Consider the following 26,344-nt stretch of genomic DNA (forward strand, 5'->3'; position numbering starts at 1 on the left):
AGGAAACACCATGACTCAAATCGACCGACTGCTCGGCATTATGCAGCGCCTGCGCGACCCGGAAAACGGCTGCCCGTGGGATAAAGAGCAGACGTTCAGCTCCATCGCGCCCTACACGCTGGAAGAAACCTACGAAGTACTCGATGCCATTGCCCGTGAAGATTTCGACGACCTGCGCGGTGAACTTGGCGACCTGCTGTTTCAGGTGGTGTTCTACGCCCAGATGGCCCAGGAAGAAGGCCGCTTTGATTTCAACGACATATGTGCCGCCATCAGCGACAAGCTGGAGCGTCGCCACCCGCACATCTTCGGTGACGCCAGCGCGGGGAATAGCCAGGAAGTGCTGGCCCGCTGGGAGCAGATTAAAACGGCCGAGCGTGCGGATAAAGCGCAGCACTCGGCGCTGGACGATATTCCGCGCACCTTCCCGGCGCTGATGCGGGCGCACAAAATCCAGAAACGCTGTTCGGCGGTAGGTTTTGACTGGACGACGCTGGGTCCGGTTCTGGACAAAGTGTACGAAGAAATTGATGAAGTCATGGACGAAGCCAGGCAGGCGGTCGTCGATGAAGCTAGACTGGAAGAGGAAATGGGCGACCTGCTGTTCGCCACCGTCAATCTTTCACGTCATTTAGGTGTCAAAGCCGAGACCGCGCTGCAAAAAGCGAATGAAAAATTTGAGCGCCGTTTCCGCGAGGTCGAACGAATTGTGGCTGAACGAGGCCTGGAAATGACCGGCGTAGACCTCAATGTGATGGAAGAAGTTTGGCAACAGGTAAAACAGCAGGAACATGATCTCTAAAGAATTTTTGCGGGAAAGGGCGAAAAGTGCGAAATCTTAAATGACAAGCGCTTGATTTGCGTCAAAAACATTTACCCAAAAGGGGCTATTTTCTCACTCCCCATGTTTGTTTCTGCGGCGATTGAGGAGCGAGAATGAAAGTTTGTGGCGCTCGCCATGTTCGGGTATACTACTTTCCCGTCTTGGTTATTCCATCGTTTCACCCTAACTTCTCAGGTTCAGCATGACAACGAACTATATTTTTGTGACCGGCGGGGTCGTATCCTCTCTGGGTAAAGGCATTGCCGCAGCCTCCCTGGCAGCCATTCTTGAAGCCCGTGGCCTTAACGTCACCATGATGAAACTGGATCCGTATATCAACGTCGATCCTGGTACCATGAGCCCGATCCAACACGGGGAAGTGTTCGTTACCGAAGACGGCGCTGAAACCGACCTGGACCTGGGCCACTACGAGCGTTTCATCCGCACTAAAATGACTCGCCGTAACAACTTCACAACTGGCCGTATTTACTCAGACGTCCTGCGCAAAGAGCGCCGTGGCGACTATCTGGGCGCGACCGTACAGGTTATCCCGCATATCACTAACGCGATCAAAGAGCGCGTGCTTGCCGGTGGCGAAGGTCACGATGTGGTGCTGGTTGAAATCGGCGGCACCGTCGGCGATATCGAATCTCTGCCGTTCCTGGAAGCGATTCGTCAATTAGCGGTGGATATCGGTCGTGAGAACGCGCTGTTCATGCACCTGACTCTGGTGCCTTATATGGCGGCTGCCGGTGAAGTGAAAACCAAACCGACCCAGCACTCCGTTAAAGAACTGCTGTCCATCGGTATCCAGCCAGATATCCTGGTCTGCCGCTCCGATCGCGCGATTCCGGCAAATGAACGTGCAAAAATTGCATTGTTCTGTAATGTGCCAGAAAAAGCCGTTATTTCGATGAAAGATGTCGATTCCATTTATAAAATTCCAGGCCTGTTGAAATCTCAGGGGCTGGACGATTATATTTGTAAACGATTCAGCTTGAACTGCCCGGAAGCGAATCTGTCCGAATGGGAACAGGTTATCTACGAAGAAGCGAACCCGGCAGGCGAAGTAACCATTGGTATGGTCGGCAAGTACATTGAACTGCCGGACGCCTACAAATCGGTTATTGAAGCGCTGAAACACGGTGGCCTGAAAAACCGCGTGAGCGTCAACATCAAGCTGATTGATTCGCAGGATGTTGAAACGCGCGGCGTCGAAATTCTGAAAGATTTAGATGCTATCCTGATCCCTGGCGGCTTCGGCTACCGTGGTGTTGAAGGTAAGATCGCTACCGCACGCTACGCGCGTGAAAACAATATTCCTTATCTGGGCATCTGCCTGGGTATGCAAGTTGCGCTGATCGAATTCGCGCGCAACGTTGCGGGGATGGACAACGCCAACTCTACGGAATTTGTGCCAGACTGTAAGTACCCGGTTGTGGCGCTCATTACTGAATGGCGTGATGAAGAAGGCAATGTCGAAGTTCGTACTGAAAAGAGCGACCTCGGCGGCACCATGCGCCTTGGCGCGCAGCAGTGCCAGCTTAGCGATGACAGCCTGGTTCGTCAGATGTACGGCGCGCCAACAATCGTTGAACGTCACCGTCACCGCTATGAAGTCAACAACATGTTGTTGAAACAGATTGAAGCTGCAGGTCTGCGCGTTGCGGGCCGTTCCGGTGATGATCAGTTGGTCGAGATCATCGAAGTTCCGAATCACCCGTGGTTCGTTGCTTGTCAGTTCCATCCGGAGTTTACTTCTACGCCGCGTGATGGGCACCCGCTGTTTGCTGGCTTTGTGAAAGCCGCTGGCGAGTACCAGAAGCGTCAAGCGAAGTAAAAAAAGTTAGAACGGCAGCGCCCCACGAGGGGCGTTGTTTGTCTGGAGTTTTAGTTTAACTTGTACTGAGGAAAACCTAATGTCCAAAATCGTTAAAATCATCGGTCGTGAAATCATCGACTCCCGTGGTAACCCGACTGTTGAAGCTGAAGTACACCTGGAAGGTGGTTTCGTCGGTATGGCAGCTGCCCCGTCAGGTGCTTCTACTGGTTCCCGCGAAGCGCTGGAACTGCGCGATGGCGACAAATCCCGTTTCATGGGTAAAGGCGTACTGAAAGCTGTTGCCGCTGTTAACGGCCCGATTGCTCAGGCTCTGCTGGGTAAAGATGCTAAAGATCAGGCTGGCATCGACAAGATCATGATCGATCTGGACGGTACTGAGAACAAATCCAACTTCGGCGCGAACGCAATCCTGGCTGTTTCCCTGGCGAACGCCAAAGCAGCAGCTGCCGCTAAAGGCCTGCCGCTGTACGCTCACATCGCTGAACTGAACGGCACTCCGGGCAAATACTCCATGCCGGTTCCGATGATGAACATCATCAACGGCGGTGAGCACGCTGACAACAACGTCGACATTCAGGAATTCATGATTCAGCCAGTTGGCGCGAAATCCCTGAAAGAAGCCGTACGTATGGGTTCTGAAGTGTTCCACAACCTGGCTAAAGTTCTGAAAGCTAAAGGTATGAACACTGCAGTTGGTGACGAAGGCGGCTACGCGCCGAACCTGGGTTCCAACGCTGAAGCACTGGCTGTTATCGCTGAAGCTGTTAAAGCGGCTGGCTACGAGCTGGGCACCGACATCACTCTGGCGATGGACTGTGCAGCTTCTGAATTCTACAAAGACGGTAAATACGTTCTGGCTGGCGAAGGCAACAAAGCGTTCACCTCTGAAGAATTCACTCACTTCCTGGAAGAACTGACCAAACAGTACCCGATCGTGTCCATCGAAGATGGTCTGGACGAGTCTGACTGGACTGGTTTCGCATACCAGACTAAAGTTCTGGGCGACAAAATCCAGCTGGTTGGTGACGATCTGTTCGTAACCAACACCAAGATCCTGAAAGAAGGCATCGAGAAAGGCATCGTTAACTCCATCCTGATCAAATTCAACCAGATCGGTTCCCTGACCGAAACTCTGGCTGCGATCAAAATGGCGAAAGATGCTGGCTACACCGCTGTCATCTCTCACCGTTCTGGCGAAACTGAAGACGCTACCATCGCTGACCTGGCTGTTGGTACCGCTGCAGGCCAGATCAAAACCGGTTCTATGAGCCGTTCTGACCGTGTTGCTAAGTACAACCAGCTGATTCGTATCGAAGAAGCTCTGGGTGCACAGGCTCCGTACAACGGTCGTAAAGAGATCAAAGGTCAGGCGTAATCCTGTCTTTATCTGATATAGAAATGCCAGCCTTCGGGCTGGCATTTTTTTTACTTAAAATCGACCGCCATCTGCTGTGGAATCGAGAGTCCACGCGTGGTTTGTACGCAGCGATCGATATAGTCGGTAAAGCGCGGTGGTTTTGGCATGCCGATACTGAGCAACTTATCGTTGCTAAAGCGCACGTTCAGCGTGGCGAAAGCGCCATACAGCCGCATCGCTTTCAACATTAGCCGCTCGTTACACGGGCCGAAAATACCTTTCAGTTCACGCCGCATTTTCACCAGCGTTTCATAGCTAACCTGCGCATAGCGGTCGCCAACCGGTGCCTGCTCCAGCGCACGCGCCATTGCATAATCAATATCGGCAAAGCGAACGCTATTCTCTTCTCCCGCGGAGATATGTATCACTTCCCCTTGGACCAGCGGCGCATCCAGCAGCAGAAGCAGCGCGTTGGCACAGTAATCGACCGGCACCACATCAATTCTGTCCTCCATCGAGCACAGGAATTTTTGCAGCATCAGACCCATGCTGAAGACCCAGAAAATGCTGCTGGATGGCTGGCAGCCGTGGCGAGTATGGCCCACAACGATTGAGGGGCGGGCGACGATCAGGGGTAGCCTTGGAAGCTGCTGTTGCATCAGCTGTTCGATGGTCGATTTGGAATGCGTGTACTCTACCAGGTGTTCGGCTCGCTCGCGGAACTCTGCACTTTCAGCGACCAGAGAGTCCGGCTCTGGCGAGCAGGACATTGCCGTGCCGACGTGCAGGAAGCGCTGTAACCCTTCCACCTTTGCCATACGGCGAGCAAACTGTAGCGTACCTTCTACGTTTACTTTCCAGATCAGCGGGTTGTTGCCAAAGGAAGCCACGGCGGCGCAGTTCAGCACGTGGGTTACCTCGTCCAGGCGCGCATCACCGAGAAAACTCTCCGGATAGGCTAAGTCACCCAGCAGGATATTGTGTGGGGCAATCTTCGTCAGCTTCTCTTCGTCGATATTGAATTTACGTAAGTTCTCCTTAACCCTTGCGACAGCGGCTTCACCGTTATCTGCACGGACTAAAAGCAGTAAATTAACGCCACTGTGGCTATTGAGAATGGCTTCCAGCGCCGCGCCGCCCAGAAAACCGGTAACGCCCGTGATTAATAATGTATTCATGAATACTGTCTCGTCATAGTTGATTTGCGGATTCTAGGATCGGAAAAGTAAACGGCGATTAAATAAAGAAGGGGGTAATAAAGGGAGAGCTTAAGCTTATTTTAAGCTTACATACTGGCGCGGATTAAATTTGACATCTTGATATTTAAAAAGATTCAATAAATTTTATTCTTAAACTTAATGCATTGTTTATTATGGATTATATAAAATTAATAGTTGTGTCTTAACTGTAAGAAAAAACATTTTTTGTTACATCATAAATGACTTTTTAAAAGAAGAAAAACAATCCGCAGTGGGCCGCGCTACGGATTGTTTATAAAATGTATTTTTAAAAATATTTAGATAATCAAATCGAGTAATAATACAATTAACAGACCGACAACGGAGTTGGTTAATTCTAAAAGCCCCCATGTCTTAAAGGTGTCTTTAATCGACAGGCCAAAATACTCTTTGAATAACCAGAACGCGGCATCATTGACGTGGGTCAGCGTGTTGCTTCCCGAGGCGGTCGCCAACACCATCAACGCCGGATCAACATTAAAGGTGGTAATCATTGGCCCCACAATCCCCGCCGCGGTAATCGCAGAGACGGTACCTGCACCGGTAGCCAGTCGCAGCAGCACGGTGATAAACCACGCCATAATCAACGGCGAGATGGAAGAGGTACGCATCATATCGGCGATGTAATCGCCCACGCCGGTATCCATAATAATCTGCTTAAAGGCACCCCCTGCACCGATGATAAAGACGACCAGCGCAACTTTCTCAATGGCGGTGGAGTAAGAGCTCATCACCTCGGTCATGGACTTACCGCGCGCGGTACCGAATGCATACAGCGCGACCAGCACGGCAATCAGCATGCTGACCTGCGCGCTACCGATAAAGTTAAGAAACGAGATGACGGTAGCTCCAGCCGGGATAAACAGCTTAATCACGGTCACGCCGGTAATGATAATCGCCGGAATCAACGGCACCAGTAGGCTGGTGGCGAACGACGGCATTTCGTCATCGCGAAAAACCTTCTGTGATTCCAGCAGCTGTGGAATTGGGCGCTCCAGATTGCCCAGCAGTTTTGGCAGTAGAATGCCCGAGCAGATAACCGTTGGAATGGCGACGATAACGCCGTAGATATAGACCATCCCCATATCGGCGTGGAAAGCGGCAACCAGCGCCGTTGGGCCTGGTTGCGGCGGGAACAGGCTATGCGCGGTTGTTGCGGCGGCCACCATCGTGATGCCGAGCTTCAGGAACGGAATTTTGGCTTCGCGAGCAATACTGATCACCAGCGGCGCGAGGATCAGGAAAGCAACTTCGTAAAACATCGCCAGGCCGAATATCAGGCCAATGACCATGATTGCCCACTGTACTTTTTTCGGCCCGAAGCTTTGCAGCAAAGTCGAGGAAACACGCTGGGCCGCGCCGGAATCGACCATCAGCTTACCGAGGATCGCACCGAACAGAATAATTAATGCCAGATGCCCCAGCGTGCTGCCAACGCCCGCCTCGATCGATTTCCCGATAGCCTCCAGCGGCAATCCTTCACACACGCCAACAAAAATCGCCGCCAGCAGCAGTGCGAGCATCCCGTTGATCTTAAATTTCATATTGAGAATAAGTAGCAGTACAACGCCCAGGGCGACCCAGATCACCGGCAGGGCTTCAGCAAACGCGTTCATCCTTTTTCCTTGTCAAAATTTATAATTGGTATGATATGTAGCCGGTTTTGGATATTACTCACGAAAATGTGTCATACCAATTTGAATCACGCAGCAACATGTTAAACAGTGAAAGAGGGCGAATAACGATGTAATGAAAATGTTAATTTTCATCAAAAGGATTGGATACATCACAGAAAACCCCCGCTAAGTGCGTCGGCAAAAAAGCAACGTGCGGTTGCGCAAGAAGTGCGAGGGATCGCTGGCGCGAAATATGCAATAATGACGGTTTACCACTACTGAAGAGCCGATGATGCAGTACCCGATTAACGAGATGTTTCAAACCCTGCAGGGTGAAGGTTATTTTACTGGCGTCCCCGCCATCTTTATTCGTTTACAGGGATGCCCGGTAGGCTGCGCCTGGTGTGACACCAAACATACCTGGGATAAGCTCGAGGATCGGGAAGTTTCTCTGTTCAGTATCCTGGCGAAAACCAAAGAGAGCGATAAATGGGGGGCGGCAAGCAGCGACGATCTGCTGGCGATTATTGGCCGTCAGGGCTGGACCGCGCGTCACGCGGTGATTACCGGCGGCGAGCCGTGCATCCACGACTTAACTCCGCTTACCGCGCTGCTTGAGCAGAACGGCTTTAGCTGCCAGATTGAAACCAGCGGTACCCATGAAGTGCGCTGCACGCCTAGCACCTGGGTGACCGTGTCGCCGAAGGTGAACATGCGCGGCGGCTACGACGTGCTGTCGCAGGCGCTGGAACGCGCCGATGAAATCAAGCATCCGGTAGGCCGCGTGCGCGATATTGAAGCGCTGGATGAGCTGCTGGAGACGCTGAGTGATGACAAACAGCGTATTATTGCGCTGCAGCCGATCAGTCAGAAAGATGATGCAACCCGCCTGTGTATTGAAACCTGTATTGCGCGCAACTGGCGCCTGTCGATGCAGACGCACAAGTATCTGAATATTGCCTGATCCCTGATGTTCGACGGTTGCCGTCCGGTGACCGTCATCTGATGCCGTCAATAAACCTTGGCGCAAAATATCGTTTCTCCCTTTTCAAATTGTCTGCCGGCATCGTGTCGTGCGTATCTGTATCCTGATTTCGATGGTGGTGCTCTCGAATGTCATCTGCGTCACACTATTTTGGTAAGTTTCAGGGAAGAATAGCGGTGATTTTATTTTGTTATTAAAAATCATTGGATTAGGTGATCTTTAAAAACATGGAAAGGTTGCTATTTTGTTGGTTGATTGTTGTTTGCTGAAAAATTTTTTTGTAAACATATAGATGTGTTTAGAGTGTTCCCCGCGTAAGCGGGGATAAACCGGCCTGAATGTTTTGCTGCAACTTCATCCCGGCGTGTTCCCCGCGTAAGCGGGGATAAACCGATGTCGATAACCCGGCGTAACGGCTGCCGCAAGTGTTCCCCGCGTAAGCGGGGATAAACCGGCTATTTTGTTGTTTATAACAGGGGGTTTCGTGTGTTCCCCGCGTAAGCGGGGATAAACCGCGGCGAGAGCATACGACGCCGCCGCAATTAGAGTGTTCCCCGCGTAAGCGGGGATAAACCGACGATAAGCCGAACGCGTCCCCAGCGCATAAAGTGTTCCCCGCGTAAGCGGGGATAAACCGGTTATTGTTTTGCTTGTAATAACCTCAAACCGGTGTTCCCCGCGTAAGCGGGGATAAACCGTTTTAGCCACGGTTAACCCTCCTCAACGATTTGTGTTCCCCGCGTAAGCGGGGATAAACCGGGTAATACTAGCACGCAGACAGGGTCGCCCCAGTGTTCCCCGCGTAAGCGGGGATAAACCGCTAAGTGCAGTATTCCATAACCTAGCGCTAAGGTGTTCCCCGCGTAAGCGGGGATAAACCGCAGTTATGACCGTTTCGCTGGTAGTGGACTGTGTGTTCCCCGCGTAAGCGGGGATAAACCGAGGCAAAAAGCCTCAAGCGCCACAGCCATTATGTGTTCCCCGCGTAAGCGGGGATAAACCGCTGTTAAACCACACCGACTTTCCGGAACGATAGTGTTCCCCGCGTAAGCGGGGATAAACCGTAGTAGAGGATGTATCGGCTCCCAAGGCCTTCGTGTTCCCCGCGTAAGCGGGGATAAACCGACGTGGTTTGAACGCAAGGTGCTTAAGCCGGTGAGTGTTCCCCGCGTGAGCGGGGGATACACCAGATTGCACCGCCAGAACGAGCCTCTCCGCGAAAATCAGCACACCATTTAAACGAGATAAAAGGATGCATTACGATAAAGCCGTTGTTTTGATAAATACCGAACCATTACCTGCCGATGCTGAGATTCAGCTTGATGAATTGATTAATGCAGAACGCGATGATTTCCAGCGCATGATGATTTCTTCACTTTCTGAGGCGCTATTGGAAACAAGATATTGTGGAGGGGTGCAGGCCGCGAATGAACGTGGGCGAACATAATAGGCGATAATTATTCGGCCCCGTTGAGGACCCGGCATCGCTTCGCTCAGCCGGGGACGTTAAGCTTTACTTCGCCGCGTCGTTCATGACTTTCGAGAAGGTGTCCATCGGGCAGAAACCGTTGGCATCAACCGGGCAGCCTTTGAGCGACAGCGTGACGCGCTGCGGCGGTGTTTTCAGGGTTAATGCATCAGCGTTACGCAGCTGCTCGGCGCTCTGATAGACATACTCGATTTTCATCATATCGCGATTATCTTTGCCGTCATGCCAGCGCTGGAACACAATTTTCCCGCCGATTGGCGTGCGTTCGTACTGTCCCGGCAACGTGTAGGCGTTGAAATCCAGCGCCGTCAGCAGCGAGGCAATATTCGAGTCATGGCCTACCAGCACGGTGATTTTCGGCGTTTTCGCCGCCTCGGTTACCAGCGCATTATCGATATATTTCACCAGCGGTTTGGCGACGTTGCGCGCGACTTCTGGTGAGGTGAACAGGCTGTCCTGATAGCCGTTTTTAAGTTTTGACAGCAGACGCCATTGCCGATCGGTCTTAATTTCCCCCCAGGCCACCTGGTCAAGCGGGAACCCTTCGTAATATTGCAGCGTGAACGCATCGACCAGCGAGTTACCGATTGCCAGCGGCCCCTTAACGCCGGGCTCTTTCTGATAGTTGGCGCTAAAGCTGTCTTTCGCATCGCTCAGCGAACACTGTTGCTTCTCTTTGCAGGAAGGAGAATCCTGATAACGGGCAATCTGCGCCAGCAGCTTATAGCTCTCGTCGAGCTGTTGAGCCTGCCGCGCTTTCTCCATCGCCTGTACCGCCTTCTCGCGGAATGGGGCAGAGTCGTCGGTGATCACCGGGTTAAAGGTTGGGTCCATGGTGCCCATTTTTTCCTGGTGGTGGACGACAACGTCGCAGCCGGGGAAGGCGCCGTTAATAAAGAACTGGGCGGTGGCAACGGTACGTTGCAGGCTGTTGGCATAGGCGTATACCGTGTCCGGCGCTGGGCATTCCCCGCTGGTGACCAGTCCCTGCTGCGCCAGCCATTCACGCATATAATGGCCCATATAGACTTCGAGCACGCCGCCTTTGGTGGTGAGCTGGCCCCCGGGAACGTCCCATTCCGGCCAGGCGTTCGGCGTCGACTGTTCGAGCACGCTACCGTTAGTCGCCAACGGCGCGCGCAGGTTGTGACGGCTCATCACCAGCACCTGCTGAAGTTGATAGCCTTCGGGTGGGGTTTGCGCCTGGCTCAGTCCTGAGAACAATAACAGTGCCGGCATTGCTGCGGCGAGAAGCGTTTTTTTCATCCCTTATTCCTCACAATGTATTAACCAACCCAAAGAGTGTGACAGAACTTCGTCATATTTCCTGGGTAGATGCCGCATTCTGAAAGATTAGGGAAATTAATGTGATAGGAAACTACGGAAGGGAAGCGGGGAAGACGCGAACCGACTCCCCGCATGCCGACTGACTTACTCGCCGCGGTAGACGCAGCCTGCGGTGCAGGTTTCTTTCACCATTACCGCGCTAAGCAGCGGCACAACTGGTTTAACCTGTTCCCAGATCCAGCGGGACAGCACTTCGCTGGTTGGGTTTTCCAGACCCGGAATATCGTTCAGATAGTAGTGATCCAGACGATCGTAGGTTGGTTTGAACGCCGCTTTCAGTTCGGCAAAATCCATGATCCAACCGGTATGGGGATCGACTTCACCGGTAATCTCAAGACGCACCATAAACGAGTGGCCGTGCAGGCGACCGCACTTATGCCCTTCCGGCACATGTGGCAGATGATGGGCGGCTTCGAAGGTGAAATCTTTAAACAGTGTGGTGGACATCATGAACTCTCAGTCTTGCGGAAAAAAACGCCGCATAGTACCCGAATGCACATTTTTCTGCATTAACTAAAACCGCCAAATGGCCAAAGAGTGCAATAATTGTGCACGATGATAATTTTTGTCTATTCATATCAATGGGTTATTTAATCTGTTTTATTGCTATTAACTACCAGGAAAAGAGGTTAGTCCATTTGGTTATTTGATATTTCTATCCCTTCTTTAATTGTTATTATCCACGTCGTTAACCTTACATTCAGTTTTGTTTTTCCTGATTAGAAACAGCTTTGCTACTGGAACATAACAACGCATGACAACACAGTCTCCCCCTTCAGCTTTGCTCCCGCTTAACCCGGAGCAGTTAGCGCGCCTTCAGGCGGCCACTACTGATTTATCACCCACCCAGCTTGCCTGGGTTTCCGGCTATTTTTGGGGCGTGCTTAATCAGCAGCCTGGCGCCGTAGCCGTCTCTGCCGCACCGGCTGCCGTCGAAGTCCCGGCCATTACGCTGATTTCCGCCTCGCAGACCGGCAATGCCCGCCGCGTCGCTGAAGCGCTGCGTGACGATCTGCTGGCCGCGAAACTGAACGTGAACCTGGTCAACGCCGGGGATTATAAATTCAAACAAATCGCGTCGGAAAAGCTGCTGGTCATTGTGACCTCTACGCAGGGCGAAGGGGAAACGCCGGAAGAAGCGGTGGCGTTGCATAAATTCCTGTTCTCGAAAAAAGCGCCGAAGCTGACCGATACCGCCTTTGCGGTGCTGGGCCTTGGCGATACCTCGTATGAGTTTTTCTGCCAGGCAGGGAAAGACTTTGACAGCAAGCTGGCCGAGCTGGGCGGTGAGCGCCTGCTCGACCGCGTCGATGCAGATGTGGAGTACCAGGCCGCCGCTGCCGAATGGCGTGCGCGTCTGGTTGAGGTGCTGAAAGCCCGCGCGCCGGCTGCACCTTCCGTGCAGGCGGCAGCAAGCGGGGCGGTGAACGACATTCACTCCAGCCCGTACACCAAAGAGGCGCCGCTGTCGGCGTCGCTGTCGGTCAACCAGAAAATTACCGGCCGCGATTCTGAAAAAGACGTCCGCCATATTGAAATTGACCTCGGTGATTCTGGCCTGCGCTATCAGCCAGGCGACGCGCTGGGCGTGTGGTATCAGAACGATCCTGCGCTGGTGCAAGAGTTGGTGGAGCTGCTGTGGCTGAAGGGCGACGAGCTCGTCACCGTTAACGGCAAAACCCTGCCGCTGGCCGAAGCGCTGCAGTGGCACTTCGAACTCACGGTCAATACCGCGAATATCGTGGAGAACTACGCTACGCTGACGCGCAGCGAGTCCCTGCTGCCGCTGGTGGGCGATAAAGCCCAGCTTCAGCAGTATGCGGCTACCACGCCAATCGTCGATATGGTGCGTTTCTCCCCGGCACAGCTTGATGCCGAAGCATTAATCGGCCTGCTGCGTCCGCTGACGCCGCGCCTTTACTCTATCGCCTCTTCACAGGCGGAAGTTGAAAGCGAAGTGCACGTGACCGTCGGCGTCGTGCGCTACGACATCGAAGGCCGTGCCCGCACCGGTGGAGCCTCCAGCTTCCTCGCCGACCGCGTGGAAGAAGAGGGCGAAGTGCGCGTGTTCATTGAGCACAACGACAACTTCCGCCTGCCGGCGAACCCGCAGACCCCGGTCATTATGATTGGCCCAGGCACCGGTATCGCGCCGTTCCGCGCCTTTATGCAGCAGCGCGCCGCCGACGGTGCGGAAGGTAAGAACTGGCTGTTCTTCGGTAACCCGCACTTCACCGAAGATTTCCTCTATCAGGTTGAATGGCAGCGCTACGTGAAAGAAGGCGTGCTGAACCGTATCGATCTGGCCTGGTCCCGCGATCAAAAAGAAAAAATCTACGTACAAGACAAACTGCGCGAACAGGGCGCGGAGCTGTGGCGCTGGATTAATGACGGTGCCCACATTTATGTCTGCGGCGACGCCAATCGCATGGCGAAAGACGTTGAGCAGGCGTTGCTGGAAGTGATTGCTGAATTCGGTGCAATGGACATCGAAGCGGCGGATGAATTTTTAAGTGAGCTGCGCGTTGAGCGCCGTTATCAGCGAGATGTCTACTAATGAGCGAAAAACACCCAGGGCCTTTAGTGGTCGAAGGCAAACTGACTGACGCCGAGCGCATGAAGCGTGAAAGTAATTTCCTGCGCGGCACCATCGCGGAAGACCTTAACGACGGCCTGACCGGCGGCTTCCACGGCGATAACTTCCTGCTGATCCGTTTTCACGGCATGTACCAACAGGATGACCGCGACATCCGCGCCGAGCGCGCCGAGCAGAAGCTGGAGCCGCGTCACGCGATGCTGCTGCGCTGCCGTCTGCCGGGCGGGGTGATCACCACTACCCAGTGGAAGGCCATCGATAAATTCGCCGCTGACAACACGATTTACGGCAGCATTCGTCTGACCAACCGTCAGACCTTCCAGTTCCACGGCATTCTGAAGAAGAACGTCAAGCCGGTGCATCAGATGTTGCACTCCGTCGGGCTGGACGCGCTGGCGACCGCCAACGACATGAACCGTAACGTGCTGTGCACCTCCAACCCGTATGAGTCCGAGCTGCACGCCGAGGCCTACGAGTGGGCAAAAAAGATCTCTGAACATCTGCTGCCGCGTACCCGTGCCTATGCGGAGATCTGGCTCGATCAGGAGAAGGTCGCCACCACCGACGAAGAACCGATCCTCGGCGCGACTTATTTGCCGCGTAAATTCAAAACCACGGTGGTGATCCCGCCGCAGAATGATATCGATCTGCACGCCAACGACATGAACTTCGTGGCGATTGCTGAAAACGGCAAGCTGGTGGGCTTTAACCTGCTGGTCGGCGGCGGTCTGTCTATTGAGCACGGTAATAAGAAAACCTATGCGCGTACGGCAAGCGAGTTCGGCTTCCTGCCGCTGGAGCATACCCTGGCCGTGGCCGAAGCGGTGGTGACGACCCAGCGTGACTGGGGTAACCGTACCGACCGTAAAAACGCGAAAACCAAATATACCCTGGAGCGCGTCGGTATCGACACCTTTAAGGAAGAGGTTGAGCGCCGCGCGGGGATCAAGTTTGAGCCGATCCGCCCGTATGAGTTCACCGGTCGTGGCGATCGCATTGGTTGGGTGAAAGGGATCGACAACAACTGGCACCTGACGCTGTTTATCGAAAACGGTCGTATCCTGGATTATCCTGGACGTCCGCTGAAAACCGGTTTACTGGAGATCGCGAAGATCCACAAAGGCGATTTCCGCATCACCGCTAACCAGAACCTGATTATTGCCAGCGTGCCGGAAAGCCAGAAAGCGAAGATCGAGAAGCTGGCGCGCGACCACGGGTTGATGAATGCGGTGAAGCCGCAGCGTGAAAACTCGATGGCCTGCGTGTCGTTCCCGACCTGTCCGCTGGCGATGGCGGAGGCCGAGCGTTTCCTGCCGTCGTTTACGGACAAAGTGGAAGCGATTCTGGAAAAACACGGCATTCCTGACGAGCATATCGTGATGCGCGTGACCGGCTGCCCGAACGGCTGTGGCCGCGCGATGCTGGCGGAGCTGGGTCTGGTGGGCAAAGCCCCGGGGCGTTACAACGTGCATCTGGGCGGCAACCGCATGGGGACGCGTATTCCGCGTATGTACCGCGAAAATATTACGGAACCGGAAATTCTCGATTCCATTGACGAACTGGTTGGGCGCTGGGCGAAAGAGCGTGAAGCGGGTGAAGGCTTCGGCGACTTTACGGTGCGTGCGGGCATCATTCGCCCGGTGCTCGATCCAGCGCGTGATTTCTGGGAATAACACCGTACCCCCTCACCCTAACCCTCTCCCCGCAGGGGAGAGGGGACCGTTCGGTTTTCTCTGCCGCTCGGTTTTCTCCCTCGCCCCTTTGGGGAGAGGGCCGGGGTGAGGGGAAACACACAAACGAGGTCCATATGTCCAAACTCGATCTAAACGCCCTGAACGACCTGCCAAAGGTCGATCGCGTACTGGCGCTGGCCGAAACCAACGCCGAACTGGAAAAACTGAGCGCCGAGGATCGCGTGGCCTGGGCGCTGGAAAACCTGCCCGGCGAATACGTGCTCTCCTCAAGCTTTGGCATTCAGGCGGCGGTGAGTCTGCATTTGGTGAATCAGATTCGCCCGGATATCCCGGTGATCCTCACCGATACCGGCTACCTGTTCCCGGAAACCTACCAGTTTATTGATGAGTTAACGGACAAACTCAAACTCAATCTCCAGGTTTATCGCGCCAAAGAGAGCGCGGCATGGCAGGAAGCGCGCTACGGCAAACTGTGGGAGCAGGGTGTTGAAGGCATTGAGAAATACAATGACATCAACAAGGTTGAGCCGATGAACCGGGCGCTCAAAGAGCTAAACGCGCAGACCTGGTTTGCCGGCCTGCGCCGCGAGCAGTCTGGTAGCCGTGCTACGCTGCCGGTGCTGGCGATTCAGCGCGGCGTGTTTAAGGTGCTGCCGATTATCGACTGGGATAACCGTACGGTTTACCAGTATCTGCAAAAACACGGTTTGAAATACCATCCGCTGTGGGATCAGGGCTATCTGTCGGTTGGCGATACGCACACCACCCGCAAATGGGAGCCGGGCATGGCGGAAGAAGAGACGCGCTTCTTCGGGCTGAAACGCGAGTGCGGGCTGCACGAAGGGTAAGGTTAATCCCGTTTTGCTCATTAAATTTTATTATCCCGGTTATGCCGGGATTTTCATATTAGAGCGAGTAAAAAGCCTCATTTTGTACGCAAGAGAGGCGGTAAAACAGAGTGGTCTATTGATATAAATCATTGGCTGGCCTGGCAAATACGTGATGATGAATTACGTGTCTTTAGGTGGAGCCTTTGCAGCGATGTTCAATTATTGGGGAAAAACCCGCCGGGCAGAAAAGGAGGGGGGTGATGATTATCATTTACTCTGCTGGCATTCACTGGATGTAGCCGCTGTCGGCTACTGGATGGTGAAGCGCAACATTTACGGTCTGGCTGATGCATTCGGTCAATTAGGTATCAAGGACAGAGAGCAGGCCGCGCAGTTTTTCGCCTGGTTATTATGCTGGCATGATACCGGGAAGTTCGCCAATTCGTTCCAACGGCAGTATAGCCATCCCAATCTTTCGCTCCCTCCAGAAAGTCGGCAAAACTATGAATTTATCTCCCATGCTGATTTAGGTTACGGGCTATGGAATACCTGGCTAAATCAATATAGTGAATTATGGCCTGCTTCGACCCTCTCTCCTCGTAAACTGAAGCGCGTGATAACGATGTGGATGCCACTAACGACCGGGCATCACGGACGTCCACCAAAAGGGATTCCTGAACTCAATAACTTTCTCCAACAGGATAAAGACGCGGCCCGAGAATTTCTTACCAGTATCAAAGCGCTGTTTCCACTGATTGACGTTCCGGCATTCTGGGATGAAGACGAAGGTATTGAGGTTTTTCAACGGCTCTCCTGGCTGATTTCGGCGGCGGTGGTTCTGGCTGACTGGACCGGGTCGTCTACTCGTTTTTTCCCACTCATTGCCCATGCAATGCCTATCGACGCCTACTGGCGGCAGGCGCTGGAGAAAGCGCAGGCGGCGCTGGCTCTTTTCCCGCCGTCTTCTGCGGTGGCTCCTTTCTCCGGTGTTAATACGCTCTTTCCTTTTATCCGCCAGCCAACGCCGTTGCAGCAAAAGGCGTTGGAGCTGGAGGTGAATCAGGAAGGGCCGCAGCTGTTTATTCTGGAAGATGTCACCGGGGCGGGAAAAACCGAGGCCGCGCTGATTCTTACCCATCGTCTGATGGCCGCGGGTAAAGCGCAGGGGCTGTTCTTTGGTCTGCCGACCATGGCGACGGCGAATGCCATGTTCGACAGGCTGGCGAAAAGCTGGCTGGCGCTGTATGACTCCGATTCTCGCCCTAGCCTGGTCCTGGCGCACAGCGCGCGCCAACTGATGGACCGGTTTAATCAATCGCTTTGGTCGGGGGATTTATCCGGTTCGGAAGAGCCGGATGAAAAACAGGGCTGCGCCGCCTGGTTTGCCGACAGTAATAAAAAAGCGCTGCTGGCGGAAGTCGGTGTGGGAACGCTCGATCAGGCAATGATGGCGGTGATGCCTTTTAAACACAACAACCTGCGTTTGCTGGGCCTGAGAAACAAAATCCTGCTGGCTGATGAGATCCACGCTTACGATGCCTATATGTCTCGTATCCTCGAAAGCCTGATTGAAAACCAGGCCCGCAACGGTAATTCCACCATTCTGCTTTCCGCCACGCTGTCCCAGCAGCAACGCAACCGGCTGATCGCGGCGTTTGCACGTGGTACGAAGAGCAACGTGGAAGCGCCGCTGCTGGGCCATGACGATTACCCTTGGCTGACGCAGGTGGTGGGTAATGATGTAGTTTCTCAGCATGTGGCGACCCGCAAAGAGGTTGAACGCCGCGTCAACGTCGGTTGGTTAGACAGTGAGCAGGCGTGTATCGAACGCATTGAGCAATCGGTGCGGAATGGTAAGTGCATTGCCTGGATCCGAAATTCCGTGGATGACGCTATCCGCATTTATCGCCAGCTTTTCTCCAGGGGCATTGTTTCACCTGAAAATCTGATCCTCTTTCACAGCCGTTTTGCCTTTCACGATCGCCAGAAAATCGAAACTCAAACGCTGAATGTGTTTGGTAAAAAAAGCGCGGGTCAGCGCGCGGGTAAAGTCATTATCGCTACGCAGGTTATTGAGCAGAGTCTGGATATCGACGTTGATGAAATGATTTCTGACTTAGCGCCGGTGGATTTACTGATCCAAAGGGCAGGACGTTTACAGCGACATATCCGCGATCGTCATGGCCTGGTGAAAACGGCAGGGAAGGATGAGCGCGATGCGCCAGAACTGTTGATCCTTGCCCCCGAATGGGATGACGCGCCGCGTGAAGACTGGCTATCCAGCGCGATGCGCAACAGTGCCTACGTTTATCCCGATCATGGTCGTTTGTGGCTGACTCAGCGCGTATTACGACAACAAGGCGAGATTCGAATGCCGCAGTCAGCCCGGCTGCTGATTGAATCCGTCTATGGTGACGACGTTGCGATGCCGGAGGGGTTCGCGAAGACGGAGCAACTGCAGGAAGGGAAATATTATTGTGACCGGGCCTTCGCTGCGCAAAATATCCTCAACTTCGCGGCAGGATACAGCCCGGAAAGCAGCGATTTTCTGCCTGAGAAACTGTCGACACGACTGGCTGAGGAGTCCATCACGCTGTGGCTGGCCAGAATTATTGATGGGGTCGTGATGCCGTATGCGCCGGGAGAGCACGCCTGGGAAATGAGCGCGATGCGGGTACGCCAGGGCTGGTGGAATAAACATCGTGCAGATTTCACATTGCTTGACGGCAAGCCGCTTCAGCAGTGGTGCGTGGAGCAACATCAAAATCAGGAGTTTGCCGTGGTGATTGTGGTGTCGGAGGTTGAAAACAGCGGTTATTCAGCCTGTGAAGGATTAATCGGAATGATGGAGGTTTAGCTGCTAACCATATGAATAATTTCTCACTTATAACAACCCCCTGGCTTCCCGTACGTTTTAACGACGGTTCTGTGGGCAAGCTGGCGCCGGTCAATCTGGCCGATGAAAGCGTGGTGGATATCGCCGCTGTGCGGGCGGATTTACAGGGTGCGGCCTGGCAGTTTTTGCTGGGGTTATTGCAGTGCAGTATTGCGCCGAAAAATAGCGCCCGCTGGGAGGATATCTGGTTCGATGGGCTGAGCGCAGAGGCGCTACAAAAGGCGCTGGTACCGCTGGAGCCTGCTTTCCAGTTTGGCGACCAAACGCCTGCTTTTATGCAGGATTTCGAGCCGTTAAGCGGAGAGACCGTTTCTATCGCCTCATTGCTGCCAGAAATCCCCGGCGCGCAAACCACTAAATTTAATAAAGACCATTTTGTTAAGCGTGGCGTCACCGAGCGCTTTTGCCCGCACTGTGCGGCGCTGGCGCTCTTTTCATTACAGCTTAATGCGCCATCGGGCGGTAAAGGTTATCGCACCGGGCTGCGCGGCGGCGGGCCGATGACCACGCTCATCGAATTGCAGGAGTATCAGGGAAACCGGCAAACGCCCCTGTGGCGTAAACTGTGGCTCAATGTGATGCCGCAGGACAGCGCAGGGATGCCCGTGCCAAACCAGTGTGATGAATCTGTTTTTCCCTGGTTGGCCCCCACGCGTACTAGCGAACAGGCAAATGCCGTCACCACGCCGGAACAGGTGGATTTGCTTCAGGCCTACTGGGGGATGCCGCGCCGCATCCGCCTTGATTTTAATACCACCCATTCGGGGCGTTGCGATCTCTGTGAAGCCCAAAGTGATGAATTGCTTAGCGGGATGACGGTGAAGAACTACGGCGTTAACTATGCGGGCTGGACGCATCCGTTAACGCCTTACCGTCTGGCGTTGAAAGGGGACAGCGAGCGCTATTCCGTTAAGCCGCAGCCCGGCGGGCTCATCTGGCGAGACTGGCTAGGTTTAAATCAGGAAGGTACGTCAGAAAATAACACCGAATATCCGGCGCTGGTTGTCAAAACAACCGGTGCGCGTAGCCTCAAGGACACCAAAGTGGGGCTGTGGGGCTTTGGTTATGATTTCGACAATATGAAAGCCCGCTGCTGGTATGAACATCACTTCCCGCTGCTATTAACCGACAGTATTGTTCCCGATCTCCGGCTGGCGGCGCAAACGGCGTCGCGCAATCTCAGCCTGCTGCGTAGCGCGTTAAAAGAGGCCTGGTTTGCGGATGCCAAAGGCGCGCGCGGCGACTTCAGCTTTATTGATATCGATTTCTGGCATCTCACGCAGACGCACTTTCTTGCACTGGTGCATGACCTTGAAAGTGGCGAAAGCGCGGAAGAAAGACTGAGTCAGTGGCAAACGAATATCTGGAAACTTACCCGCCGCTACTTTGACGACCATGTTTTTACCAACCCTTATGAAGGGAGCGATCTCAAACGCATTATGCTGGCGCGTAAAAAGTATTTCGCGAAATCGGCGGAGAAGCAGAGCGCGAAAGCCGCCGGGGCAAAAAAGCAGGAGGCGGCTGAATGAGTATTGTGAAGGACGACCATAAGGTTACGTTACGCCGATGGCATGAAGAATTGCAGGAAACACGCGGCCTGCGTGCCAGCCTGCGTCGCAGTAAAACGGTAAATGAAGCCTGCCTGTCGGAGGGATTTCGCTCCCTGCTGATGCAGACTCACACCTTATGGAAACGTGAAAATGAGGAGTGGCGTTTTACCGCACTGGCGATCACGGCGGCGCTGGCTGCACATGTTAAATCGATTGATGAACGCCAGAAGTTTGCTGCCCAGTTAGGCCAGGTGACGGGCAGCAACCCGGTCATGTCCGAACTGCGATTTTCCCGGCTGTCTGCGGTGAAAACCCCTGATGAACTGTTGCGTCAACTATTGCGTGCGGTTCGGTTGCTTAACGGCGTGGTGAACCTTCCCTCGCTGGCAGACGACGTCTTCCTCTGGTGCCGGGAAAACGACGAACAGCTTAGCCATCTTCGCCGCCAGCAGCGGCCGACTGAATTTATTCGTATCCGCTGGGCGCTGGAATATTACCAGGCCGGTGAAGTTGATACGGACAATAACAAAGATCAATAAGGACTATCAGATGACCACATTTATTCAGCTGCATTTACTGACCGCTTACCCGGCTGCCAACCTGAACCGCGACGACACCGGCTCACCGAAAACGGTGCTGCTTGGTGGCGCAACGCGTCTGCGTATTTCTTCGCAAAGCCTGAAGCGCGCATGGCGTACTTCTGAGCTTTTTGAGCAGGCGCTCGCTGGAAATATTGGTATCCGTAGTGGGCGCATTGCGCGCGAGGCGGCGAATATTCTGATTGAAAAAGGGATTGAACCGAAAAAAGCGGTCGAGTGGGTAGAAAGTATTGCCAGCTGCTTCGGTAAAGTGAAGGCCGACAAGAAAGCAAAAGATATCCTGACTAACGCCGAAACCGAACAGCTGGTACATATCAGCCCGGCGGAATTTGATGCGGTAAAAGCCCTGGCGCATCGTCTGGCGGAAGAAAAACGTGCGCCGAAAGAAGACGAACTGGCGCTGTTACGCCGCGATCGTATGGCCGTCGATATTGCGATGTTTGGCCGCATGCTGGCGAATAAACCCGAATTCAACGTGGAAGCAGCTTGCCAGGTTGCGCACGCTTTTGGTGTCAGCGAAACGATCGTTGAAGACGATTTCTTTACCGCTGTGGATGATTTACGCCAGGCGGCGGCAGAAGATGCCGGTGCAGGGCATCTGGGAGAAACTGGGTTCGGCTCGGCGCTGTTTTATACCTATATCTGCATCGACAAAGATTTGTTGGTGAAAAATTTGAACGGCAATGAAGAGCTGGCAAACAAAACTCTACGCGCATTTACTGAGGCCGCGCTGAAAGTGTCGCCGACCGGCAAGCAGAACAGCTTTGCCAGCCGTGCCTATGCTTCCTGGGCGCTGGCGGAAAAAGGTACCGATCAACCGCGATCGCTAGCGGCCGCATTTTACAATCCGATCAACGGCACCAATCAGCTGGATGTAGCGGTAAAACGAATCACCGAACTGCGTGAAAATATGAATAAAGTCTATGAGCAGCAAACGGAATCTACCGGTTTTGACGTGATGAATAAGAAGGGAAGCATCAAAGACGTGCTCGATTTTATCTGCGCATAAGGGGTGGCTTATGAGCCAATATCTGGTTTTTCAGCTTCATGGGCCGATGGCCTCCTGGGGCGTGGATGCGCCAGGCGAAGTGCGCCACAGTCATGAACTTCCTTCGCGTTCCGCGCTGTTGGGGTTATTAGCGGCGGCGCTTGGTATTCGCCGCGATGAAGAGGAACGGCTGAACGCCTTTAATCGTCATTATGCATTTTTGCTGTGCGCCAGCTGTAGCCCGCGCTGGGCACGGGATTATCATACCGTGCAGATGCCGAAAGAGGTGCGTAAAGCGCGTTACTTCAGTCGTCGCGAAGAGTTACAGGATCCTGAGCTACTGAGCGCGCTGATTTCCCGACGCGACTACTATACCGACGCGTGGTGGATGGTCGCCATCAGCGCGACGCTGGATGCGCCTTACACGTTGGCGCAGCTTCAGGCGTCGTTACAACATCCTGTATTCCCGCTGTATCTGGGGCGCAAAAGTCACCCTCTGGCGTTGCCGCTTGCGCCGCAACTGCTGGAGGGGAGTGCGGCGGATGTGTTACGCGAAGCGTATCGTCAGTATCAGGATAAATTCAATGCGCTGAGACTGCCTCTCCCCGTATTACAGAATGAATGCTGGTGGGAAGGCGAACATGATGGCTTAACGGCGAATAAAATTTTACGCCGACGCGATATGCCTATAAACCGTCAGCAATGGCTGTTCGGTGAACGTACCGTGAATCAGGGGCCGTGGCTCAGCAAGGAGGATGCGTGTATCTCTCAAGAATAACGTTGCATACCCGCGAACTGGCGCCTTCACAGCTCTTACACCTGGTGGAGCGCGGCGAGTACGTCATGCATCAGTGGCTGTGGGCGCTTTTTCCTGGCGGGAAGGAGCGTCAGTTTCTCTATCGTCGTGAAGAGTTGCAGGGGGCGTTTCGCTTTTTTGTTCTGTCACAAGATCAGCCCGCTGCCAGCGCCATTTTTGACGTACAGACCCGTCCGTTTGCGCCTGCGCTGAGCGCCGGACAGACGCTCTGCTTTAGCCTGCGCGCTAACCCGACGATTTGCAAAAACGGGAAGCGTCACGATCTGCTGATGGAGGCGAAACGCCAGCTTAAAGCGCAGGGTGAAAGCCGGGAGAGCTGGGCCCATCAACAGCAGGCTGCGCTGGCGTGGCTGGCGCGTCAGGGAGATAAAAATGGTTTTACCCTGCGTGGGGCAAGCGTTGACGCTTATCGGCAGCACCAGATTCGCCGCGAGAAATCGCGGCAGATGATTCAGTTCAGCAGCGTGGACTATACCGGTATGCTGGTGGTTACCGAACCCGCGCTTTTCCTGCAACGTCTGGCGCAGGGATACGGTAAAAGTCGGGCGTTTGGCTGCGGAATGATGATGATCAAACCTGGAGACGACGCGTGACATTTGTGCCGCTCAATCCGATCCCGTTAAAAGATCGCACCTCGATGATCTTTCTCCAGTATGGTCAGATCGACGTGCTGGATGGCGCCTTCGTGCTGATCGATAAGACCGGGATCCGCACGCACATTCCCGTTGGTTCGGTCGCCTGCATTATGCTGGAGCCGGGAACGCGAGTTTCCCACGCAGCCGTGCGCCTGGCATCGACAGTAGGAACGCTGCTGGTGTGGGTGGGTGAAGCTGGCGTGCGGGTTTATTCTTCCGGGCAACCCGGCGGCGCACGAGCCGATAAGTTGCTTTATCAGGCAAAGCTGGCGTTGGATGATGAACTGCGGCTGAAGGTGGTGCGCAAAATGTATGAACTGCGTTTTCGCGAGCCGCCGCCCGCTCGTCGTTCCATTGAGCAGCTCCGCGGTATCGAAGGTTCCCGTGTGCGGGCGACCTATGCATTGCTGGCGAAGCAGTATGGCGTGAAGTGGCATGGTCGTAACTATGATCCGAAAGACTGGGAGAAGGGGGATGTCGTCAACCGATGTATTAGCGCGGCGACATCGTGCCTGTACGGGATTTCCGAAGCGGCTATCCTGGCGGCGGGATATGCGCCAGCTATCGGTTTTATCCATAGCGGTAAGCCGCTTTCTTTTGTTTATGACATTGCCGATATCATCAAATTTGACTCTGTCGTGCCAAAAGCATTTGAAATCGCCGCTTGCCACCCGGCAGAGCCGGATAAAGAAGTTCGCCTCGCCTGCCGCGATATTTTTCGCAGCTCAAAGCTGACGGGAAAACTGATCCCACTTATTGAAGAAGTGCTCGCCGCCGGAAATATTGAACCCCCTCAGCCTGCGCCAGATATGTTGCCGCCGGCGATACCGGAACCGCAAGCATTGGGTGATAGTGGTCATCGGGGGCATGGCTGATGAGTATGGTGGTTGTTGTTACAGAAAACGTACCACCGCGTTTGCGGGGCCGTCTTGCCATCTGGTTGCTGGAGATTCGGGCTGGCGTATATGTTGGCGATACTTCGAAACGTATTCGGGAAATGATCTGGCAACAGATCACGCAGCTCGGCGGTGGCGGAAATATCGTCATGGCCTGGGCGACTAATACGGAATCTGGTTTTGAGTTTCAGACATGGGGTGAAAACCGACGTATTCCGGTAGATTTGGATGGACTGCGTTTGGTTTCATTTCTTCCTGTTGAAAATCAATAAATTACGCGTTCTTTAATAATATGGAATTGTTATATAAACGTTGGTAGATTGTTTTGCCTTAAAAAAGAGCTTTTGGAACAAGTATATAGGTTTAGTGTGTTCCCCGCGTCAGCGGGGATAAACCGCTAAACAAGCGCGCGCCTGAATTGATGGAACTGTGTTCCCCGCGTCAGCGGGGATAAACCGCCGTCGCCTGGTGTCGCCTGTGGGCCTTCCTGGTGTTCCCCGCGTCAGCGGGGATAAACCGACAGCTTCCTTCGCGTTGCTGCAGCCGCTAAAGTGTTCCCCGCGTCAGCGGGGATAAACCGATCCTGACCATCGACCGCGCCAACCTACTGAGGTGTTCCCCGCGTCAGCGGGGATAAACCGACAACCCTGTACGGCCAGATGGCGATCAATTGGTGTTCCCCGCGTCAGCGGGGATAAACCGGTGGGATGCTAACGCCAGCCTGTTACCCGGCAGTGTTCCCCGCGTCAGCGGGGATAAACCGTTCTCCGCAGGCCCTATATTCTGGCTACGCCAGTGTTCCCCGCGTCAGCGGGGATAAACCGGCTACCGGTAGCGCCGCAGAGCTGGCCGACGTGTGTTCCCCGCGTCAGCGGGGATAAACCGCGTTTTTTGATCGGCTCGGCCGCGCCGGTGACGTGTTCCCCGCGTCAGCGGGGATAAACCGATAACAGCTACAACGGCCCGGAAATCATCTACGTGTTCCCCGCGTCAGCGGGGATAAACCGGCTGATCCATATACCTATCGATATAACTAGAAGTGTTCCCCGCGTCAGCGGGGATAAACCGCTGCTGAGTACGGGTTTTTTCAACACAAATAAGTGTTCCCCGCGTCAGCGGGGATAAACCCGCATGTTCTCTCGTCAGACTCGTTATGATTTCGTGTTCCCCGCGTCAGCGGGGATAAACCGTTGGCGGTGCTGTCTGTCATGGTGGATCCTCCGTGTTCCCCGCGTCAGCGGGGATAAACCGGTGTTGATTTCGTTACCGTCACGTTTAATCGGGTGTTCCCCGCGTCAGCGGGGATAAACCGAAAACATATCAAATAGAATTTGATGTATCTGAGTGTTCCCCGCGTCAGCGGGGATAAACCGCCGCTGAGCTTCTGCATCATGTTGTTGACGACGTGTTCCCCGCGTCAGCGGGGATAAACCGCGTGGAGGCTGCAATGGAGCTAGCTCAATTCAGTGTTCCCCGCGTCAGCGGGGATAAACCGTTCCCTGCGTCGTCCAGTTGGTGGCCGTCAACGTGTTCCCCGCGTCAGCGGGGATAAACCGTCGAGTTTGGTCGGCTTATCAGTTTCTCATCAGTGTTCCCCGCGTCAGCGGGGATAAACCGCAGCTTGATTCCCTGCTTACCTGCTGGGCCTTGTGTTCCCCGCGTCAGCGGGGATAAACCGCGTAGTTTGATGCGTTCGTGGTCCCGGTCTTAGTGTTCCCCGCGTCAGCGGGGATAAACCGATTTTCATCGGCCGCTTTAACGAAGCACTGGAGTGTTCCCCGCGTCAGCGGGGATAAACCGCCGGTGTAGTTACCTTCAGCATCAGAGCCACCGTGTTCCCCGCGTCAGCGGGGATAAACCGGTTATTCAGGTATCGAGTGGTTTTGCGCGCTGGTGTTCCCCGCGTCAGCGGGGATAAACCGCATCGCCCTACTCTCAGTCGAGCACAGATTCAGTGTTCCCCGCGTCAGCGGGGATAAACCGGTGATACCAATTACACCATTTATGACAATGTTGTGTTCCCCGCGTCAGCGGGGATAAACCGATTTCTACCCGGTTGAAACGGTTCCCCTGGAGGTGTTCCCCGCGTCAGCGGGGATAAACCGGGTTTTTGCTGGTTCGGGGTGGGTATCAAAAGGTGTTCCC

The 26,344-nt window shown here is 54.1% G+C and carries 20 protein-coding genes and 2 CRISPR repeat arrays (1 of these 22 cut by a window edge); of the genes, 16 read left to right on the forward strand and 4 right to left on the reverse strand.

From position 1 onward, the window contains the following. Nucleotides 1–10: 10 nt before the first annotated feature. The 3 genes from mazG (at nucleotide 11) to eno (ending at nucleotide 4,041) form a co-directional block, all read left to right on the forward strand. Complete coding sequence (mazG, locus tag ABTW00_RS04740) at nucleotides 11–802, forward strand: nucleoside triphosphate pyrophosphohydrolase (protein WP_271447418.1); 792 nt, start codon at nucleotides 11–13, stop codon at nucleotides 800–802. 223 nt (nucleotides 803–1,025) lie between these two features. Then, nucleotides 1,026–2,663 carry a glutamine hydrolyzing CTP synthase gene (gene pyrG, locus ABTW00_RS04745; RefSeq protein WP_064543087.1) on the forward strand — a complete coding sequence of 546 codons (1,638 nt, stop codon included), beginning with the start codon at nucleotides 1,026–1,028 and terminating at the stop codon, nucleotides 2,661–2,663. A gap of 79 nt (nucleotides 2,664–2,742) precedes the next feature. Beyond that, on the forward strand, nucleotides 2,743–4,041 hold the full coding sequence (gene eno / locus ABTW00_RS04750) for a phosphopyruvate hydratase (RefSeq protein ID WP_064543089.1): 1,299 nt from the start codon (nucleotides 2,743–2,745) through the stop codon (nucleotides 4,039–4,041). Nucleotides 4,042–4,091: 50 nt separating this feature from the next. On the opposite strand, the gene ABTW00_RS04755 is transcribed toward eno, so the two are convergent. Next, the gene (locus ABTW00_RS04755; RefSeq protein ID WP_433639191.1) at nucleotides 4,092–5,201 is read right to left on the reverse strand and encodes an SDR family oxidoreductase; all 1,110 of its coding nucleotides are present in this window, start codon (nucleotides 5,199–5,201) and stop codon (nucleotides 4,092–4,094) included. Between the two features lie 338 nt (nucleotides 5,202–5,539). Next, complete coding sequence (locus ABTW00_RS04760) at nucleotides 5,540–6,877, reverse strand: gluconate:H+ symporter (protein ID WP_065357933.1); 1,338 nt, start codon at nucleotides 6,875–6,877, stop codon at nucleotides 5,540–5,542. Between the two features lie 292 nt (nucleotides 6,878–7,169). Between ABTW00_RS04760 and queE the strand changes: the two genes are divergently transcribed. After that, complete coding sequence (gene queE / locus ABTW00_RS04765; protein WP_433640932.1) at nucleotides 7,170–7,841, forward strand: 7-carboxy-7-deazaguanine synthase QueE; 672 nt, start codon at nucleotides 7,170–7,172, stop codon at nucleotides 7,839–7,841. 324 nt (nucleotides 7,842–8,165) lie between these two features. Beyond that, a CRISPR array of direct repeats spans nucleotides 8,166–8,987; the repeat unit is 29 nt; unit sequence GTGTTCCCCGCGTAAGCGGGGATAAACCG. Between the two features lie 127 nt (nucleotides 8,988–9,114). Then, on the forward strand, nucleotides 9,115–9,309 hold the full coding sequence (locus tag ABTW00_RS04770) for a hypothetical protein (RefSeq protein WP_433639193.1): 195 nt from the start codon (nucleotides 9,115–9,117) through the stop codon (nucleotides 9,307–9,309). A 66-nt stretch (nucleotides 9,310–9,375) separates the two neighbouring features. On the opposite strand, the gene agp is transcribed toward ABTW00_RS04770, so the two are convergent. Together agp and queD are read right to left on the reverse strand one after the other, a co-directional pair. After that, a complete protein-coding gene (gene agp, locus ABTW00_RS04775) occupies nucleotides 9,376–10,617 on the reverse strand; it encodes a bifunctional glucose-1-phosphatase/inositol phosphatase (RefSeq protein WP_433639196.1) in 1,242 nt (413 codons plus the stop codon). Between the two features lie 165 nt (nucleotides 10,618–10,782). Then, nucleotides 10,783–11,148, reverse strand: coding sequence for a 6-carboxytetrahydropterin synthase QueD (gene queD, locus ABTW00_RS04780; protein ID WP_163446301.1), 366 nt, complete (start codon nucleotides 11,146–11,148; stop codon nucleotides 10,783–10,785). A gap of 304 nt (nucleotides 11,149–11,452) precedes the next feature. On the opposite strand from queD, the gene cysJ reads away from it, so the two are divergent. The 11 genes from cysJ to cas2e all read left to right on the forward strand — a co-directional run bounded on the left by cysJ (nucleotide 11,453) and on the right by cas2e (nucleotide 24,471). Beyond that, nucleotides 11,453–13,255 carry an NADPH-dependent assimilatory sulfite reductase flavoprotein subunit gene (cysJ, locus tag ABTW00_RS04785; RefSeq protein ID WP_433639199.1) on the forward strand — a complete coding sequence of 601 codons (1,803 nt, stop codon included), beginning with the start codon at nucleotides 11,453–11,455 and terminating at the stop codon, nucleotides 13,253–13,255. Continuing rightward, nucleotides 13,255–14,967 (forward strand): assimilatory sulfite reductase (NADPH) hemoprotein subunit, encoded by a 1,713-nt coding sequence (gene cysI, locus ABTW00_RS04790; protein ID WP_110496999.1) that lies wholly within the window; start codon nucleotides 13,255–13,257, stop codon nucleotides 14,965–14,967. Before cysJ ends, cysI begins: the two co-directional genes overlap by 1 nt. A 134-nt stretch (nucleotides 14,968–15,101) precedes the next feature. Continuing rightward, on the forward strand, nucleotides 15,102–15,836 hold the full coding sequence (gene cysH, locus ABTW00_RS04795; RefSeq protein WP_223803934.1) for a phosphoadenosine phosphosulfate reductase: 735 nt from the start codon (nucleotides 15,102–15,104) through the stop codon (nucleotides 15,834–15,836). 193 nt (nucleotides 15,837–16,029) lie between these two features. Continuing rightward, nucleotides 16,030–18,675 (forward strand): CRISPR-associated helicase Cas3', encoded by a 2,646-nt coding sequence (gene cas3 / locus ABTW00_RS04800; protein ID WP_433639203.1) that lies wholly within the window; start codon nucleotides 16,030–16,032, stop codon nucleotides 18,673–18,675. A gap of 11 nt (nucleotides 18,676–18,686) precedes the next feature. Continuing rightward, entirely contained in the window at nucleotides 18,687–20,243 is a 1,557-nt protein-coding gene (gene casA, locus ABTW00_RS04805; RefSeq protein ID WP_433639206.1) for a type I-E CRISPR-associated protein Cse1/CasA, read from the forward strand. Beyond that, complete coding sequence (gene casB, locus ABTW00_RS04810) at nucleotides 20,240–20,803, forward strand: type I-E CRISPR-associated protein Cse2/CasB (RefSeq protein WP_433639209.1); 564 nt, start codon at nucleotides 20,240–20,242, stop codon at nucleotides 20,801–20,803. Before casA ends, casB begins: the two co-directional genes overlap by 4 nt. 10 nt (nucleotides 20,804–20,813) lie before the next feature. Then, complete coding sequence (cas7e, locus tag ABTW00_RS04815; RefSeq protein ID WP_433639212.1) at nucleotides 20,814–21,872, forward strand: type I-E CRISPR-associated protein Cas7/Cse4/CasC; 1,059 nt, start codon at nucleotides 20,814–20,816, stop codon at nucleotides 21,870–21,872. 10 nt (nucleotides 21,873–21,882) lie between these two features. Beyond that, the gene (gene cas5e / locus ABTW00_RS04820; protein WP_433639214.1) at nucleotides 21,883–22,629 is read left to right on the forward strand and encodes a type I-E CRISPR-associated protein Cas5/CasD; all 747 of its coding nucleotides are present in this window, start codon (nucleotides 21,883–21,885) and stop codon (nucleotides 22,627–22,629) included. Then, nucleotides 22,611–23,261 carry a type I-E CRISPR-associated protein Cas6/Cse3/CasE gene (gene cas6e, locus ABTW00_RS04825; RefSeq protein WP_433639216.1) on the forward strand — a complete coding sequence of 217 codons (651 nt, stop codon included), beginning with the start codon at nucleotides 22,611–22,613 and terminating at the stop codon, nucleotides 23,259–23,261. The genes cas5e and cas6e overlap by 19 nt, the downstream gene beginning before the upstream one ends. Continuing rightward, nucleotides 23,258–24,178 carry a type I-E CRISPR-associated endonuclease Cas1e gene (gene cas1e / locus ABTW00_RS04830; RefSeq protein WP_433639218.1) on the forward strand — a complete coding sequence of 307 codons (921 nt, stop codon included), beginning with the start codon at nucleotides 23,258–23,260 and terminating at the stop codon, nucleotides 24,176–24,178. Before cas6e ends, cas1e begins: the two co-directional genes overlap by 4 nt. Next, complete coding sequence (gene cas2e, locus ABTW00_RS04835; protein WP_433639220.1) at nucleotides 24,178–24,471, forward strand: type I-E CRISPR-associated endoribonuclease Cas2e; 294 nt, start codon at nucleotides 24,178–24,180, stop codon at nucleotides 24,469–24,471. Before cas1e ends, cas2e begins: the two co-directional genes overlap by 1 nt. Before the next feature lie 96 nt (nucleotides 24,472–24,567). Beyond that, nucleotides 24,568–26,344: a CRISPR direct-repeat array (repeat unit 29 nt; unit sequence GTGTTCCCCGCGTCAGCGGGGATAAACCG); it runs 265 nt beyond the window's last position.

This window comes from Kluyvera georgiana (assembly GCF_050990895.1).
Classification (GTDB): Bacteria; Pseudomonadota; Gammaproteobacteria; order Enterobacterales; family Enterobacteriaceae; genus Kluyvera; species Kluyvera georgiana.

What these genes read in the sequence shown, in the direction of transcription:
- agp (WP_433639196.1), bottom strand. Translation starts at nt 10,617, where the DNA reads ATGAAAAAAACGCTTCTCGCCGCAGCAATGCCGGCACTGTTATTGTTC.
- cysJ (WP_433639199.1), top strand. Translation starts at nt 11,453, where the DNA reads ATGACAACACAGTCTCCCCCTTCAGCTTTGCTCCCGCTTAACCCGGAG.
- cas5e (WP_433639214.1), top strand. Translation starts at nt 21,883, where the DNA reads ATGAGCCAATATCTGGTTTTTCAGCTTCATGGGCCGATGGCCTCCTGG.
- cas3 (WP_433639203.1), top strand. Translation starts at nt 16,030, where the DNA reads ATGTTCAATTATTGGGGAAAAACCCGCCGGGCAGAAAAGGAGGGGGGT.
- ABTW00_RS04760 (WP_065357933.1), bottom strand. Translation starts at nt 6,877, where the DNA reads ATGAACGCGTTTGCTGAAGCCCTGCCGGTGATCTGGGTCGCCCTGGGC.
- ABTW00_RS04755 (WP_433639191.1), bottom strand. Translation starts at nt 5,201, where the DNA reads ATGAATACATTATTAATCACGGGCGTTACCGGTTTTCTGGGCGGCGCG.
- mazG (WP_271447418.1), top strand. Translation starts at nt 11, where the DNA reads ATGACTCAAATCGACCGACTGCTCGGCATTATGCAGCGCCTGCGCGAC.
- cysI (WP_110496999.1), top strand. Translation starts at nt 13,255, where the DNA reads ATGAGCGAAAAACACCCAGGGCCTTTAGTGGTCGAAGGCAAACTGACT.
- casA (WP_433639206.1), top strand. Translation starts at nt 18,687, where the DNA reads ATGAATAATTTCTCACTTATAACAACCCCCTGGCTTCCCGTACGTTTT.
- cas7e (WP_433639212.1), top strand. Translation starts at nt 20,814, where the DNA reads ATGACCACATTTATTCAGCTGCATTTACTGACCGCTTACCCGGCTGCC.
- cas2e (WP_433639220.1), top strand. Translation starts at nt 24,178, where the DNA reads ATGAGTATGGTGGTTGTTGTTACAGAAAACGTACCACCGCGTTTGCGG.
- ABTW00_RS04770 (WP_433639193.1), top strand. Translation starts at nt 9,115, where the DNA reads ATGCATTACGATAAAGCCGTTGTTTTGATAAATACCGAACCATTACCT.
- queD (WP_163446301.1), bottom strand. Translation starts at nt 11,148, where the DNA reads ATGATGTCCACCACACTGTTTAAAGATTTCACCTTCGAAGCCGCCCAT.
- cysH (WP_223803934.1), top strand. Translation starts at nt 15,102, where the DNA reads ATGTCCAAACTCGATCTAAACGCCCTGAACGACCTGCCAAAGGTCGAT.
- pyrG (WP_064543087.1), top strand. Translation starts at nt 1,026, where the DNA reads ATGACAACGAACTATATTTTTGTGACCGGCGGGGTCGTATCCTCTCTG.
- queE (WP_433640932.1), top strand. Translation starts at nt 7,170, where the DNA reads ATGCAGTACCCGATTAACGAGATGTTTCAAACCCTGCAGGGTGAAGGT.
- casB (WP_433639209.1), top strand. Translation starts at nt 20,240, where the DNA reads ATGAGTATTGTGAAGGACGACCATAAGGTTACGTTACGCCGATGGCAT.
- eno (WP_064543089.1), top strand. Translation starts at nt 2,743, where the DNA reads ATGTCCAAAATCGTTAAAATCATCGGTCGTGAAATCATCGACTCCCGT.